Origin of the sequence: Domibacillus robiginosus (assembly GCF_000966195.1) — a bacterium.
Classification (GTDB): Bacteria; Bacillota; Bacilli; order Bacillales; family Domibacillaceae; genus Domibacillus; species Domibacillus robiginosus.
Genome location: NZ_LAHL01000028.1, coordinates 11,045 through 25,649, shown reverse-complemented (window position 1 = coordinate 25,649; position 14,605 = coordinate 11,045). Strand labels below are relative to the sequence as shown.

15 protein-coding genes are annotated in these 14,605 nt (G+C 37.5%); 14 read left to right on the top strand and 1 reads right to left on the bottom strand.

What is annotated here, in order from left to right; genetic code table 11:
* Nucleotides 1–62: 62 nt before the first annotated feature.
* The 3 genes from VP97_RS14420 to spoIIP all read left to right on the top strand — a co-directional run bounded on the left by VP97_RS14420 (nucleotide 63) and on the right by spoIIP (nucleotide 2,907).
* Nucleotides 63–506: an ElyC/SanA/YdcF family protein gene (locus VP97_RS14420; protein ID WP_082220368.1), complete on the top strand. Its 444-nt coding sequence runs from the start codon at nucleotides 63–65 to the stop codon at nucleotides 504–506.
* 369 nt (nucleotides 507–875) lie between these two features.
* The gene (locus VP97_RS14415; protein ID WP_050182642.1) at nucleotides 876–1,571 is read left to right on the top strand and encodes a C40 family peptidase; all 696 of its coding nucleotides are present in this window, start codon (nucleotides 876–878) and stop codon (nucleotides 1,569–1,571) included.
* Between the two features lie 148 nt (nucleotides 1,572–1,719).
* Nucleotides 1,720–2,907 (top strand): stage II sporulation protein P, encoded by a 1,188-nt coding sequence (spoIIP, locus tag VP97_RS14410; protein ID WP_050182614.1) that lies wholly within the window; start codon nucleotides 1,720–1,722, stop codon nucleotides 2,905–2,907.
* Between the two features lie 248 nt (nucleotides 2,908–3,155).
* Here spoIIP and VP97_RS23335 read toward each other — a convergent pair whose 3' ends face one another.
* Nucleotides 3,156–3,482 carry a four-helix bundle copper-binding protein gene (locus VP97_RS23335; RefSeq protein ID WP_082220367.1) on the bottom strand — a complete coding sequence of 109 codons (327 nt, stop codon included), beginning with the start codon at nucleotides 3,480–3,482 and terminating at the stop codon, nucleotides 3,156–3,158.
* Nucleotides 3,483–3,633: 151 nt separating this feature from the next.
* Here VP97_RS23335 and VP97_RS14405 point away from each other — a divergent pair, with 151 nt between their 5' ends.
* From VP97_RS14405 to VP97_RS14355, 11 genes are all read left to right on the top strand, one after another.
* Complete coding sequence (locus VP97_RS14405) at nucleotides 3,634–4,341, top strand: response regulator transcription factor (protein ID WP_050182613.1); 708 nt, start codon at nucleotides 3,634–3,636, stop codon at nucleotides 4,339–4,341.
* Between the two features lie 112 nt (nucleotides 4,342–4,453).
* Complete coding sequence (locus VP97_RS23895) at nucleotides 4,454–4,600, top strand: hypothetical protein (RefSeq protein ID WP_156153504.1); 147 nt, start codon at nucleotides 4,454–4,456, stop codon at nucleotides 4,598–4,600.
* 345 nt (nucleotides 4,601–4,945) lie between these two features.
* A complete protein-coding gene (locus VP97_RS14400) occupies nucleotides 4,946–6,394 on the top strand; it encodes a UDP-N-acetylmuramoyl-L-alanyl-D-glutamate--2,6-diaminopimelate ligase (RefSeq protein ID WP_050182612.1) in 1,449 nt (482 codons plus the stop codon).
* A gap of 23 nt (nucleotides 6,395–6,417) precedes the next feature.
* Nucleotides 6,418–7,584 (top strand): D-alanyl-D-alanine carboxypeptidase family protein, encoded by a 1,167-nt coding sequence (locus tag VP97_RS14395; protein WP_050182641.1) that lies wholly within the window; start codon nucleotides 6,418–6,420, stop codon nucleotides 7,582–7,584.
* A 119-nt stretch (nucleotides 7,585–7,703) separates the two neighbouring features.
* Nucleotides 7,704–8,003, top strand: coding sequence for a YtpI family protein (locus VP97_RS14390; RefSeq protein WP_050182611.1), 300 nt, complete (start codon nucleotides 7,704–7,706; stop codon nucleotides 8,001–8,003).
* A 25-nt stretch (nucleotides 8,004–8,028) separates the two neighbouring features.
* The gene (locus tag VP97_RS14385; protein ID WP_050182610.1) at nucleotides 8,029–8,742 is read left to right on the top strand and encodes a response regulator transcription factor; all 714 of its coding nucleotides are present in this window, start codon (nucleotides 8,029–8,031) and stop codon (nucleotides 8,740–8,742) included.
* On the top strand, nucleotides 8,739–10,154 hold the full coding sequence (locus VP97_RS14380; RefSeq protein ID WP_050182609.1) for a sensor histidine kinase: 1,416 nt from the start codon (nucleotides 8,739–8,741) through the stop codon (nucleotides 10,152–10,154). Before VP97_RS14385 ends, VP97_RS14380 begins: the two co-directional genes overlap by 4 nt.
* A 446-nt stretch (nucleotides 10,155–10,600) precedes the next feature.
* Nucleotides 10,601–11,161, top strand: coding sequence for a signal peptidase I (gene lepB / locus VP97_RS14370; RefSeq protein WP_050182607.1), 561 nt, complete (start codon nucleotides 10,601–10,603; stop codon nucleotides 11,159–11,161).
* Nucleotides 11,162–11,454: 293 nt separating this feature from the next.
* Nucleotides 11,455–11,799: a metal-sensitive transcriptional regulator gene (locus VP97_RS14365; protein WP_050182606.1), complete on the top strand. Its 345-nt coding sequence runs from the start codon at nucleotides 11,455–11,457 to the stop codon at nucleotides 11,797–11,799.
* A 27-nt stretch (nucleotides 11,800–11,826) separates the two neighbouring features.
* The gene (gene copZ / locus VP97_RS14360; protein ID WP_050182605.1) at nucleotides 11,827–12,033 is read left to right on the top strand and encodes a copper chaperone CopZ; all 207 of its coding nucleotides are present in this window, start codon (nucleotides 11,827–11,829) and stop codon (nucleotides 12,031–12,033) included.
* Between the two features lie 80 nt (nucleotides 12,034–12,113).
* Nucleotides 12,114–14,534 (top strand): heavy metal translocating P-type ATPase, encoded by a 2,421-nt coding sequence (locus VP97_RS14355; protein ID WP_050182604.1) that lies wholly within the window; start codon nucleotides 12,114–12,116, stop codon nucleotides 14,532–14,534.
* Nucleotides 14,535–14,605 lie beyond the last annotated feature (71 nt).

Below are 14,605 nucleotides of genomic sequence, written 5' to 3'. Positions count from 1 at the left end.
TTTTTTGATAAATGCTGGCTATTACCTTTTGATTGTAGAAAAACCCAAAAAAATCAGATGCCATTATCGTACTAAGCCCTGGTGTAGAAAGAATTCAAAAAGGGGTCCAATTGTGGAAAGATGGCTATGCCGATAAACTTATTTTATCACGAGCCAATACAGGAACTTTTACTGTGAAGCAGGCGGCAGAGCTTGGTGTACCGGAAGATAGTATTATTGCTGAGGAACAGGCCTATAGCACATATACGAATGCCACATACACAAAAGAATTGCTTAAAGAACGAGACATCAGGTCCGCTATTATCGTAACCAACGATTACCACATGAGAAGAACAAAATTTATTTTTGAAAAAGTGTACCATGACAGCAATATAAATCTCACTTATGCAACCGCCCCGTCCCATTACCAATTTGCAACCTGGTGGAATGATGAAGAAAGCAAACAGATGTTGTGGAAAGAATATGTAAAACTGGTTGGTTACTATTTTTTGTATTGGAATAAATAAACAGACATGCGCATCATTACGCCTTCAAAGGCGTTTTTTTATTGTCTTCAATCAGTATTAAAGCCCTCAATTTCCGTTTTCATCGATATCTAAACAATTATTTTCCCACTAGCCTTCTCTACTTCTCTCAACATAAAAGCAACATAATTTGTAAGAAGAATAAAATGGAAAGTAAAAAGTCTTTCATTCTCCCTGTTTCTTCTCTTTTTGGTATATTTATGTATAATTCTCCACTAATTTTATTAAATCCACATTTTCTGCACAGTTTGTAATGGGAATGTTACCAAACAAAACTAAAAATGGTGATAAAATTAAACAAAAATATACAGATACTAAGTAAGATGTTCAGGGGGATATGGAAGAATGAAAGTGAAAAAGTTAATAATGACATTTACAGCAGCAGGTGTTTTATTTACTAGTCCAGTCATTGGTAACGCGGCCCTGGGAGATCAAACTTTAAAAGAAGGCATGAAGCATAAAGACGTAACAGAATTGCAGACTGTCCTCAAAAAGCAAGGATATTTTAAAGCCAATACCACTACATATTTTGGTCCTATAACAAAAAATGCTGTTATTGCATTTCAAAAGAAAAAAGGTCTAACAGCCGACGGTATTGCAGGTCCAAGTACATATAAAGCTTTAGGAGTAAAATCGGCAAAGTCAACCACCCCAGCGCAAGTGAAAAACACTTCTACATATGATTCAGCTAAACTTGTTAACGTAGCCAAAAAGTATATGGGTGTTCCTTATGTGTGGGGTGGCAATACACCAAGTGGGTTTGACTGCAGCGGGTTTTTAAAATATGTGTATCAAGAGAGCAACAAGATTACTATTCCAAGAACCGTAGCAGAAATTTATACAAAGGGAACAAGAGTGTCAACGCCACAAGTGGGGGATTTAGTTTTCTTTGAAACCTATAAGCCAGGTGCTTCCCATGCCGGTATTTATATCGGAAATAACGAATTTATACACAGTTCTTCTTCTAAAGGAGTAGGGATCAGCTCTATGAAAAACAGCTACTGGTCTCAGCGTTATTTAGGGGCAAAAAGAATATCATCGAATTAAAGGGAGCGGATTATCCGCTCCTTTTTTCATTTCTTAATAATGTGAAACGATACCCCTGCATAGTATAAGGAAACAACAATAATGAAACATCTAATTAAAAAAGACCAGCTGTTTTAATAAGTAAAATCTAAATCAAAGAAGATGGGTAATGACTAGCAGGGATGTTGAAATTCCTTATTCTTTTCAGCTTTTAGTTTGTTTTATTTCTATTGTATTAACCTTTGTGTTTATTGCGAGCTACTTTCCAAGTGAGAGACAGATGGTTTACTCTAGAATACAAAAAAATATTCAAGCTGTTCCTACAGAGATTTTTATTAGCTTGTTAAGCTCAGAACTTCCATTCATTTCTAAAGGCCCTGAAGAAAAAAAAGAATCAACGTTGATTTCTATCGGATTAGAGTTGGCCACAGCCGTGAATTTAGGGGATGCCCGCAGTCTTCTGGGAAATGAACTTCCCGGGTTTAGCATATACAAAGAAGAAATTTTAATTTCGGGTACAGGGACAGATTATACGACTCTGCCACGAGAATCTGCTGCCCCTTCACTGGAAGACATACTCAAAGAAAGAGAAATACCTGAGGGACAAGCTGGGGAGGAGGAAAAGGAAGCTCCAAAGACCGAAAATGAGATCACAGAAGAGCAGAAACCAGATGCCCCTCAAGAGGGAGAAATAAAAGAGAAGCGGTTTTATGTATACCAAACTCATAGTTGGGAGTCATACCTTCCTTTGTTAGGGCTTGAAGGAGATCCTGATGTAAATAAAGCAGTTGATTCAAAAACCAACATCATATTGGTTGGAGATATGTTGACGAAAGAATTAGAGAAAAATGGATTAGGGGCTATTCACGACAAAACAGACATGGGTCAAACGCTTAAAGAGAAGGGGTGGAAGACACCAAGGTCTTACAAAGCATCACGAGAAATTGTCCAAGATGCTGTAGCGAATAATAATGAATTAAGTTATTTTATCGATTTGCATAGGGATTCATTAAGAAAAGAACACACAACGGTCACCATTAATGATAAGTCATACGCTAAAGTAGTTTTTGTTGTGGGTAAAAATAATCAACATTTCGAGAAAAATTTAAAGGTTGTAAATGACCTGCATGAAATATTACAGAAAAAATACCCTGAACTGAGCAGAGGGGTTATCGGGAAAAGCGGCAAAGGAGTAGATGGGGTTTACAATCAGGATTTATCGCAACGCTCTATCCTGATTGAAATAGGGGGCATTGATAATAACATGAATGAACTGAAAAATACAGCAGAGGCTCTCGCCAAAGTGATAAGCGAATATTACTGGAAAGCAGAAAAAGTGAATGGCGAGGGCAGATGAAAATTTACAGACCTTACGAGCGGGAAAGCTAACTCCTTCAGGTGTGGGATGATAGCGAGGTCGAACCGGGCATGTCTTCAGACATGTCACAGGTTCGACTTTTTTCTTTTAGTTTATCTCTCTTGTGAACCAAACTCTTGTTCGCTATAAATAAATGAATTTTGTAGTTTTATTAGAGTTCTTTCATACAAAAAACCTGGAGAATTAACTAATGATAGTTAAGTCACCAGGTTTTTTGAAACAGAATATTAAGATGCCATACTACGGCACATTTCAGCACACTTGAAACATGCTTCAGCGCATCTTTGACAATGATCAGCTTCATGCTTCTTGCACTCATTTCCGCATGCTTCACAAATTTCAGCACATAGCTGACAGATTTGTGCAACAAATGGGCTGTTTCTCTGCATAGACTGCGCTGCAAGAGAACAAATTTCGGCACATTCACGGTCTAATCGGATACATTCGGCCATCATATGGACGTGTTCTTCAGATAAACATTTATCGAAGCATACGTTACAAGCCTCCAGGCACTCCAAGCAAGCTTTAATACAATCGTGAAAATTATGGTTCATTATTGTACCTCCTCTTAAAATTTGGATTCCCTAAATATATTGCCCTCTTTTTTTTATTTAAACGAAAAAAACCAAACTCCATTATTTCTGCACATTTTTTTTCGATAATTAATGACAGTTGCATTTTTTACGGAAAAAGGAGGTGTTATTTTTGCATTCTATTCTGATATTAGAAAGCAAAGAAGATCAGTTAGATGTGCTTCATTCACTTCTGGACAAGGAAGAAATAAGGTGTTTACGGGCGATATCTGAAGATGGTGTCATACATATGGTTCAAAATGAGCTGATTGATTTGTTTGTTCTCGATCTAACATCTTCTCCTGGATTGTGGTTGGAAACATGTAAAAAAGTAAAAGGTATTTCCAATATCCCTATTTTAATATTAACGGAAAGTACCGATAAGGAATCCATCTTAAATGGTCTCTATGCTGGGGTGGATGACTTCATGACTAAACCAATAGACGAGGACATCTTTTTAGCAAAAATTAAAGCTAATTTAAGAAGAGAAGGTCTTATAAGTGTTAGTGAAATCCATTTTAATGGCTTGGTGCTAAACAGAGAAATGTATGAGGCTAAATACGAGAATGTGATCTTGTCATTGACTCAGAAAGAATTTAATCTGCTGGACTGTTTCTTAAGCAACAAAAATCAGGTTTTAACAAGAGAACATTTAATTACACAAATTTGGGGATATAAATATACAGATACCCGCACAGTTGATTCTCATATAAGAAACCTACGGGGGAAATTAAGAGATGTTGAATTTCCTGTAGATGATCATTTAAGAACCTCTTGGGGTTATGGGTATATGTGGGTAAGCGGAGTAAGGAAGGAAGAAACAGCTCGTAATAAGTCTTAATAGCACAAAAATAGATATTGGTTTTTTAATTACCTTTGTAGGCGTGCTTCATAAAATCTGCACATTTACTTGGTAAGATTTAAACAATATAAAATTATTGGAGGCGGTACTTTTGAAGCGTGGATTTAAAGGGCTGGTTATGGTAACGGCTTTATCAGCAATTCTGGCTGCGTGTGGAAATGATGATTCAAACAACTCGGATAGCAATATGGAAGGCATGGATCATGAAAACATGAATATGGAGAATGAAGAAAGCTAAAGCAGCAGCCAACCTAGCTTTGTTACTGGCGGACAAGAAGAAGTTTTTTATAAAAATACAGGTATCATTTATAACTCACACAAAATTATGCAAAAAGATGAAGAAGAGCGTGAATGCCCCTATCTTTAGCTTAATTTAATTAAGTCTTAACCCCAGGCACCTTCCATTTGGAATGTTGTTATGGGGTTTTTTTACTTGATCGTAAATAGGCAATAAATCACGATCTCCGGGCACATTCTCCTGATAGCAAAATGTAACAGTCCTAAAAATGCAGATCTCTACAATTTCTACACATTTTTTGAGTACAGTAACCACAAGTCAACATTAAAAAGGAGTACAAAAATAATGAAGTTGTATGATTTAGTCGAGGGGTTAATAAACGAAGAGGCACCAAGTACTTTTCGGGATGTTCAAATAAACGCCATTACAGACACTTCTATAAAAGTCCTGGATGGATCTTTATTTGTGGCCATTAAAGGACACCATTCTGACGGCCACTTATACATAGAGGAGGCAATAAAACATGGGGCGTCAGCTATAGTAGGTGAAGAAGAGAGAATAGATCTTCCTGTGCCATACATAAAAGTTGATAACAGCAGAAAGTTTCTTGGTATGGTTTCCAAAAGATTTTACCAGGACCCTTCAAAAAATAAAGTAATGATTGGTATAACCGGCACAAATGGAAAAACAACTACTAGTTTTCTCTTAAAGCATATTTTGGAACAAAGTGGGTTATTCTGCTCACTAATTGGGACCATTAAAAACATCATAAACGGTGAAGAAATTACGTCCATGAATACGACGCCTAATTCACTCGCTTTAAATGATTTACTTTCTAAAAGTAAGGATGAAGTTGTCATTATGGAGGTTTCATCCCACGGGCTATCTCAATTCAGACTAGAAGGCATAGAGTTTGATTATTGTCTTTTCACTAATTTGGCGTCTGACCATTTGGAATATCACGGTTCAATAGAGGAGTATTTTGAAGTTAAATCACAGTTGTTTAAAAAGTTAAAACCGAACGGAAAAGCTATCATCAATTTAGACAATGGATGGGGCATGAAGCTAAGCCGTCTCTTAGAAAACAAATCAATACCGGTATATTCTATAGGGCATTCTCCTTCCTCAAACCTTAAAATTTGCAAGTTCCTTTCAAATAACACAGGAGTAACAGTTTCAGACCGCGCTGAAAAGCAGATAGGTATCCAATTTACGATGCCTGGCGTACACAATTTATATAATGCCGTTATGGCCTTTGCGGCTGCCCAGCAGCTTCAGATCCAAGAAGCGGATATTATTTCAGCCCTTGGAAGTTTTAAGGGGGTTCCCGGACGGTTTGAATCTTTTGTAAACAAGAACGGTGTGACAGTAGTTGTTGATTATGCTCATACAGCGGATGCCATTTTTCACTGTTTAAAAACCGCCAGAGATTGCGGAGCCAAAAAGATTGTACATGTCTTTGGCTTTCGAGGAAATCGAGATTCTGGAAAGAGGGAAGAAATGCTTAAAATTTCTGCTGAATTAAGTGACCAGTACATTCTAACGGTCGATGATTTAAACAATGTTTCCTTAGAAGAAATGCTTGAAACTCTTCACCGGTTAAATAGACATGAAGAGGGTAATGAAAACCGCATCATTATTCCGGATCGAACGGAGGCTATTAGTCGTGCGCTTAATCAGTGCAAGGAAAATGATTGGGTTCTCATTACGGGTAAGGGGCACGAAGCGTATCAACAAGACTATTCCCTTCCAACTTCTTCAGATATGGAGACGGTTCAATACTTAAACGGTTAAAAACATAATTAGTGGGTGTAAAAGTGAGAAAAGTTAGTGTGTATTTGGGGTTATTATTATTAATAAACGCAATATCGGTAACAAAAGCTTTTGGTAATTACGATTCAGCATCACTTACGTTAAATAGCGAATCAGCCATATTAATTGATGAACGGTCTGGTCAAGTGCTTTATGAAAAAAATGGAGACAAGCAAGTGTATCCTGCAAGTTTGACCAAGATTGCAACGGCTATTTATGCTATTGAAAAAGGAAACCTCGAAGAAATTTTTACAGTCAGCCAAAATGCAAGAGACGTTGATGGTACAAGAGTGTATCTTGAGGCCGGTGAACAGGTTTCTCTTAAGAAACTGATACAGGGCATGCTCATTAATTCAGGGAATGATGCGGGTATTGCCATAGCAGAGCACTTGGATGGCAGTGTCGAAAAATTTTCAACCAACATAAATAAGTATTTAAAAACAAAGGTAGGAGTTCACGATACAAATTTCAAGAATCCTCATGGATTGTTTAAGGAAAGCCATGTAACAACCGCCTATGACATGGCAAAAATCACACAATATGCAATGAAAAATAAAGAGTTTCGAGAAATTTTCGGGACAAAAACGTTAGATTGGAAGGGAAAGTCGTGGGAGACTACTTTAATTAATCATCATAAATTGATGAGAGAAATTCCATATGAAGGGGTTACAGGAGGAAAAACAGGGTTTGTCGATCAATCAGGCCAAACTCTTGTAACTACAGCAAAAAGAGGAAACTTAAGTTTGATTGCTGTTAGTTTTAAAGCATTATCGCAAACAGCAGCCTATGACGACGCGGTCCAACTCCTGGATTATGGATATGATAATTACAGATCTTCAAAAGTTGCGAAAGGAACATTATTTAATTCTGAAAAAGGTGTTCGCTACCAGTTAACAGAAGATTTTTATTTCACACAGTTAAACGATGAGCGTGTTGTAAAAAAGGTAACCAATGATGGTAATTTGCAGATTTTAAACCAAGAACAGATAGTTTTAAACTCCATGAAGCTTGTAGAAGAAAAACAGTTCAAACCAGCTTCATCGGAGGACGTTTCCTCATCTAAGACAGAAAAACTATCTTTTTTTAATCAAAATTTCTCTATTATCTTTGTATTTATGCTTCTTTTTTTAGCTATAATAGGGATAGTATATAAAAGAAAAAAAGAATATTAATAGCCAGCTTCCATAATAGTTTCTATTTTGGAAGCTTTTTTTCTAAACTTCATAAATTCTCTACATTTTAGAATTATAATAATAGGGAAGGGGATTTTTCATTTAAGGGAGTGGAGCAAATGGGGGCTTTGTATATTGTCAATTTAAGTTCATTAGCGTTTTATATCTATTACAAAATACAACAATATAGAACCAGTTCGTCGATTGAAAAGAAATGGATTTCATCTAAGTCAAGTATAGCATTTGGTGTTTTTGTTGGTTTTATAGGGGTAAATCAGTTGGTTTTACATCTTTCTATTATTGGGGTTATGGTGGGTATTATTTTCTCCATTATTGGTTTTGCAGGTTCTTTCTTAGCTTATAGGGAATATCGTTTTTACTTGCCTTTTGTAAACGAAGAAAAAGATATAACAGTCTAGATACGGAAGCATAAGGGGAGACAAAATGAAGAAAAAATTATTGATCGTTGACGACGAATGGAACATGAGGAACCTTCTTAAAATATATTTAACGAAGGACTTTGAAATTACAATGGCTGTGGATGGAGAAGAAGCAGTCGCTCTAGTCAAGAAAAATTCATTTGATTTAATCATACTGGATGTTATGATGCCTGGAAAAGATGGCTGGGAAGTGTGTGAAGAAGTGAGGGAGTTTAAAACAACACCTATTCTTATGCTGACCGCAAGAAATGATACAAAAGATAAAGTTCATGGACTTGAAATTGGTGCGGATGATTATTTAATTAAACCTTTTGAGCCAGAAGAACTTTTAGCCAGGGTAAAAGCACTTTTGAGAAGATCTGAACTGAGTAATGAAAAATCAGAAAAAGAAGAAAATAACTCGATTGTTTATGGAAATGGATTTTTACAAATAGATCAGGATGGACACAGTGTTTTAATCGCCGGGGAAAAGTTAGAATTAACTCCTAAGGAGTATAAATTACTGCATACCATTGCGTCCAATCCAAAAAGAGTTTTTACAAGAGAAGTTCTTCTCGATGTTTTATGGGGATATAACGACTCGCGTGACACAAGAACGGTCGACAGTCATGTGAAAAATATCCGTATTAAAATAAAGGAAAAAGGATCTGACTATAATCCATTTGAAACCGTGTGGGGAGTAGGCTATAAATTTCATGAACCGGACGAGTGGTTATGAAGTTCAACAGTATTACGGTAAAACTGGGTGTCACTATTATGGTTTTGTTTTTGGTTGTACTCTTCCCTTTAGTATATACCATCGACCAGATGTTTACCGCTTTTTACATCAACCAAAAACAGGAACAGCTTGAAAATTTCGCATCAAAATATTCAACAACTATTACAAGTGTGGAAGATGTAAATTCTTATCACATGTTTGAGATGTTATCCGAGTTAATGGATACAGAGCTTTTTGTTTTTAACATGGACGGGGAAATTTTAAAGAGCACAGGAGTATTAAATTTCACCGAAGGAACCAATGTGACAAAAGAGATCTATAATCCGATTGCCCAAAATGGGACGCTCGGCATCGAATACAAAGCAGCATCGGAATCACATGATTTTTTTCTTTCAGGCAAGCCTATTATGGTAAACGGTAAGGTCGGTGGCGGTCTTGTTATTGTATCCAGCATGGAAGATGTAGATGAATCAATAGAACAAGTGCGTCTCTGGCTGTTGATATCAGTTATCGGTGCTCTGTTCATAGCAATTGGCTTTACATTTTTTGTATCCAAAAAGCTGTCTAATCCCCTTCTGCAGATGGAACAGGCGACACGAGAGATAGCAAAAGGGAAATTAAAAACAAAGCTTATGATTCCAACAAAAGATGAAGTGGGCAGCCTGGCAACAGCGATTACAGATTTAGGGAGAGAATTAGAAGAGTACAGGACAAACCGAAGAGAATTCTTTGCCAATATATCACATGAATTGAGAACACCGATTTCCTATATAAAAGGTTATTCAGAAGTACTGACGAATGGCCTGGTTTCTAACGAAGAAGAAAGAAATCAATATTTAACCATTATTACTGAAGAAGCAAAACGCCTAACAACACTGATAAATGATTTGTTTGAACTGGCAAAAATGGAAGAAGGCAAAATAGATCTTAATTACGAATGGTTAGATATTGGCGATGCTTTAAACAGTTCGGCTAAAAAAGTGTCCCTTAAAGCGGCCGAGAAAAAAATAGAGGTACGGTTAAATACGGCTTCTGATTATCCATTGCTTTATACAGATGGGGTCAGGTTAGAGCAAATCATTATTAACTTAATCGAAAACGCCATTCGTTACAGTCCTCCTGAATCCCGCGTGGAAATTTACACTAAAACCCATAAGCAACGCGTTGAAGTATTCATTCAAGACTTTGGTATGGGGATACCAGAAGAGGATGCGCCATTTATATTTGAACGCTTCTACCGAGTAGAAAAATCAAGATCGAGAGCATCCGGAGGGACAGGTTTAGGGCTCGCTATTGTCAAAAATTTAGTTCAATTATTAGGTGGGGAAATTAAATTTGAAAGCACCCAGGGAAAGGGAACGTTATTTAAAATAGCGTTTCCTACCAATCAAAAAGTGAGTGAAGACAAATGAAAAAAATAATTAATGTAGTCATACCTTTATTTTTTATTTTGATGGGGATTGGATGCCTTACACTGTCAAGCACTGTTTTTCATTCACACAACGCACTGCATGAGCTGTTTGAATCTTTTATTGGGATTTGTATCTTTTTAGCGGTGTCTGTTGCTTTGGGTGTTCTTTATATATGGGTTAATAAAAAGAAAAATCAAAATTAGGAGTGATAACAGGGAGTGGTGCAATTTCTTTGCATCACTTTCTGTCATTAAAATGAGCAACAAACGAACCGAATGGCTTTCATCAAGTTGTTTACGGTTCATCTTTATTATAGTGATTGAGAAAACATACAGCTCAAGAATTCTTGTCACAAGAATAGGAAACACAACGAATTAGAGGGAAGTCATTATTTTGAAAAAAAGTGGCTTATAGCTGCTTGTGTTTTCAGGGAGGATGGAAAAGTATTGGGAAGAAAGCGAAAGAAATCTAAATTACTGGAAGGGATTAAAACCATAGCAGTAGCCTTTGCAATAGCAGGAGTTATCCGTACATTTGTATTTAGTCCGATAATAGTAGATGGCCAATCAATGATGCCTACCTTACAAAACGAAGATAAAATGATTTTAAACAAATTAGACTACAAATTCAAAGAACCAGAAAGGTTTGATATTATTGTTTTTCATGCGACTGAAGATGAAGACTACATAAAGCGTATAATAGGTTTGCCAGGAGATCGTATTGAATATAAGGATGATACTTTATATGTAAACGGAAAGGCATATGAGGAGCCTTACTTAGACCAGTACAAACAAGGGCTGTCAAGCATACCATTAACACGATCTTTTAAGTTGGAAGATACACCTGTTGGAAGTGAAACTGTTCCTGAGGGATATTTGTTTGTAATGGGAGATAACAGAAGGAATAGCAAAGACAGCAGACTCATTGGCGCTGTTCCAATCGATCAGGTTGTAGGTGATGCGAAAATAATTTATTGGCCTATAAAGGATGCTGGTATAACCGAATAAGTATCCTGTATTTTAAGGAGAAAGTTTCTCTTTGATATTCATACAAAAGACGTGTTTACCCGTTTGCTCTTCACTGTTTATGATCGGTAGAGCATGAAGAACCGATTATAACTTTATTGGATAATCACAATAGGTTAATGGTAAGCAGCCAGTTAATGATCATTTAAAAATTGCTCTTAAAATGTTTGTTTAATATGTATAAAGGTGTGGAAATAAAACATAATAAAAAATAAATTAAGTACTTTACATAGGGTTGGGGGGTATGGTAAAGTGTAGTTGTAGGGGGTGGCAAGATGGAAAAAAATGAACAGATATTAGAAAGTGAAGATCAATTGGCTTCTTTAGAAATGGGCTCCTCTCGAAAAAGCCACCATTCTGAAAAAACGAAAAAAAATTTAGTGACTCGGTTAAACAGGATTGAAGGGCAGATTCGGGGCATTAAAGGCCTAATTGAAAAAGATGTTTATTGTGATGATGTAATTACACAGATTTCAGCAACCCAAGCGGCGCTTAACAGTGTAGCAAAGCTTTTGCTTGAAGGACATATGAAAAGCTGTGTGATAGAACGTATTCAAGAAGGCGACCATGAAGTAGTGGATGAGCTCTTAGTCACGATTCAAAGATTGATGAAAAAATAGCATTCATAATTGAAGGGAGAAATAAAAATGGAAAAAACAACATTGAATGTACAAGGAATGTCATGCGGTCACTGTGTTAAGGCAATTGAAGGCAGTGTAGGTAAATTAGAAGGTGTCAGTTCTGTACAAGTTAATCTGCAGGAAAATAAAGTAGATGTTGAATATGATACAACTCAGGTTTCTATCGAGAAAATCAAAGAAACAATTGATGATCAAGGATATGACGTAGTATAAAAACATAAGAAACGTGCTAACTAATAGCACGTTCTTTTTTGAAATAAACATACCCCGTGTGGGTATAAGGAGTGAGAAACATGAGTGAGAACGCAAAAGAAACAAGCTTACAGATTTCTGGTATGACATGTGCAGCCTGCGCTGTGCGGATCGAGAAAGGATTAAATAAGCTTGAAGGCGTAGAAAATGCATCCGTCAATTTAGCATTAGAGAAATCCCAAATCAAATACGACCCTGCAAAAACCAATGAAGAAGCGATCCAAAAGAAAATCGAGGATCTTGGGTACGGAGTCGTTACAGAAAAGAAAGAGTTTGACATCACAGGAATGACATGTGCAGCTTGTGCTACACGTATTGAAAAAGGATTAAATAAACTAGAAGGTGTTACAAACGCAAATGTAAACTTGGCTCTTGAGCGAGCGACTGTTGAATATAATCCTTCCGCTCTTTCACAAATGGAAGTTATCAAAAAAGTCGAGTCACTCGGATATGGTGCCGCTATAAAGAGTGACGAAAGTGGCCAGGAGAGCATTGACCACCGGCAGAAAGAAATTGAGCGTCAGACAGGGAAGTTTATTTTTTCAGCCATTCTCTCATTGCCGCTTTTATGGGCAATGGTTGGACATTTTGAATTTACTTCCGGTCTATACGTACCGGAAATGTTCATGAACGCATGGGTGCAACTTGCACTAGCTACGCCCGTTCAATTTATCATTGGAAAACAGTTCTACGTTGGTGCCTATAAAGCATTAAAAAATAAAAGCGCCAATATGGATGTGCTTGTCGCTCTTGGAACATCAGCTGCTTACTTCTACAGCGTATACTTAACTTTTGAATCAATCGGGCAAAACGCTCATATGGTTGAGCTTTATTTTGAAACAAGTTCAATTTTAATCACGCTTATTCTTTTAGGGAAATTATTTGAAGTAAAAGCAAAAGGGCGTTCTTCTGAAGCTATAAAAAAACTAATGGGACTGCAGGCAAAAACAGCTATCGTAGAAAGAGATGGAAAAGAAATCGAAATTTCACTGGAGGAAGTCTTAGTTGGAGATATTCTCCATGTGAAACCAGGAGAGAAAATCCCAGTAGATGGGGTTATTGTAGAAGGGCAGTCTGCCATTGACGAATCGATGCTGACAGGAGAAAGTGTCCCGGTAGATAAACGGTCCGGTGATGAAGTCATTGGGGCAACGATCAATAAAAATGGATTTTTGAAAATTAAGGCAACGAAGGTTGGGAAAGATACAGCGCTCGCGCAGATTATTAAAGTGGTTGAAGAAGCTCAAGGCTCGAAAGCCCCGATTCAACGCTTGGCCGACCAAATCTCAGGGATTTTCGTTCCTATTGTAGTTGGGATCGCGTTTGTTACATTTTTAATCTGGTTTGTCTGGGTGGATCCCGGGAACTTTGCAAGTGCCCTTGAAAAGCTGATTGCGGTCCTTGTTATTGCTTGTCCGTGTGCGTTGGGTCTGGCAACACCAACATCCATTATGGCAGGATCAGGGCGTGCTGCAGAATATGGTGTCCTCTTTAAAGGCGGGGAGCACCTTGAAACAACGCACCGCATTACAACCGTTATTCTGGATAAAACTGGAACAGTTACAAATGGAGAACCAGTACTAACGGATGTTTTAGTTGATCACTCCATTAGCCAAGAAGAATTTCTTGCATTAGTGGGATCAGCTGAAAAGCAGTCGGAACACCCACTGGCTCAGGCAATTGTTCAAGGAATTAAGGAAAAAGGCATTTCATTAAAAGACGTAGCCCAATTTGAAGCTATTCCTGGTTATGGTATTAAAGCAGTGGTTGAAGGAAAAGAACTGCTCATTGGAACACGTAAACTGATGGAACAGTATAATGTCTCAATTATGGATGCTAATAAAACAATGGAAGAAATGGAGAAAGCAGGTAAAACTGCTATGCTGGTCGCAATTGATAATCAGTATGCAGGGATTATCGCAGTTGCGGATACCATTAAAGAGACCTCTAAAGCTGCGATAGCCCGCTTGAAAGATATGGGCCTTGAAGTCATTATGATTACAGGGGATAACAAGCAGACCGCAGCATCAATTGCGAGTCAAGTCGGTATCGACCATGTGATTGCAGAAGTTCTTCCTGAAGGAAAAGCGGAAGAAGTGAAAAAACTGCAGGCCCAGGGTAAAAAAGTGGCCATGGTCGGAGACGGTATCAATGATGCTCCTGCGCTTGCAATGGCTGATATCGGTATGGCGATTGGAACAGGTACAGATGTCGCAATGGAAGCAGCTGATATCACCTTAATCCGCGGGGATCTTAATAGTATTGCGGATGCCATCTTTATGAGCAAAATGACAATCCGCAACGTAAAACAAAACTTGTTCTGGGCATTCGGCTATAACACATTAGGCATTCCGATTGCAGCCCTTGGATTCCTAGCACCTTGGCTTGCCGGCGCTGCAATGGCATTCAGTTCTGTGTCTGTTGTCCTTAATGCACTACGATTACAAAAAGTAAAATTATAAGGGTGTGATGGTATGGTGAGAAATTGGGCGTTTGCGGCTATTGCTTATCTAGCACTTGTAATCGCTGTTTA

What these genes read in the sequence shown, in the direction of transcription:
- spoIIP (WP_050182614.1), top strand. Translation starts at nt 1,720, where the DNA reads ATGACTAGCAGGGATGTTGAAATTCCTTATTCTTTTCAGCTTTTAGTT.
- VP97_RS23335 (WP_082220367.1), bottom strand. Translation starts at nt 3,482, where the DNA reads ATGAACCATAATTTTCACGATTGTATTAAAGCTTGCTTGGAGTGCCTG.
- VP97_RS14400 (WP_050182612.1), top strand. Translation starts at nt 4,946, where the DNA reads ATGAAGTTGTATGATTTAGTCGAGGGGTTAATAAACGAAGAGGCACCA.
- VP97_RS14390 (WP_050182611.1), top strand. Translation starts at nt 7,704, where the DNA reads ATGGGGGCTTTGTATATTGTCAATTTAAGTTCATTAGCGTTTTATATC.
- VP97_RS14385 (WP_050182610.1), top strand. Translation starts at nt 8,029, where the DNA reads ATGAAGAAAAAATTATTGATCGTTGACGACGAATGGAACATGAGGAAC.
- VP97_RS14380 (WP_050182609.1), top strand. Translation starts at nt 8,739, where the DNA reads ATGAAGTTCAACAGTATTACGGTAAAACTGGGTGTCACTATTATGGTT.
- VP97_RS14365 (WP_050182606.1), top strand. Translation starts at nt 11,455, where the DNA reads ATGGAAAAAAATGAACAGATATTAGAAAGTGAAGATCAATTGGCTTCT.
- copZ (WP_050182605.1), top strand. Translation starts at nt 11,827, where the DNA reads ATGGAAAAAACAACATTGAATGTACAAGGAATGTCATGCGGTCACTGT.
- VP97_RS14355 (WP_050182604.1), top strand. Translation starts at nt 12,114, where the DNA reads ATGAGTGAGAACGCAAAAGAAACAAGCTTACAGATTTCTGGTATGACA.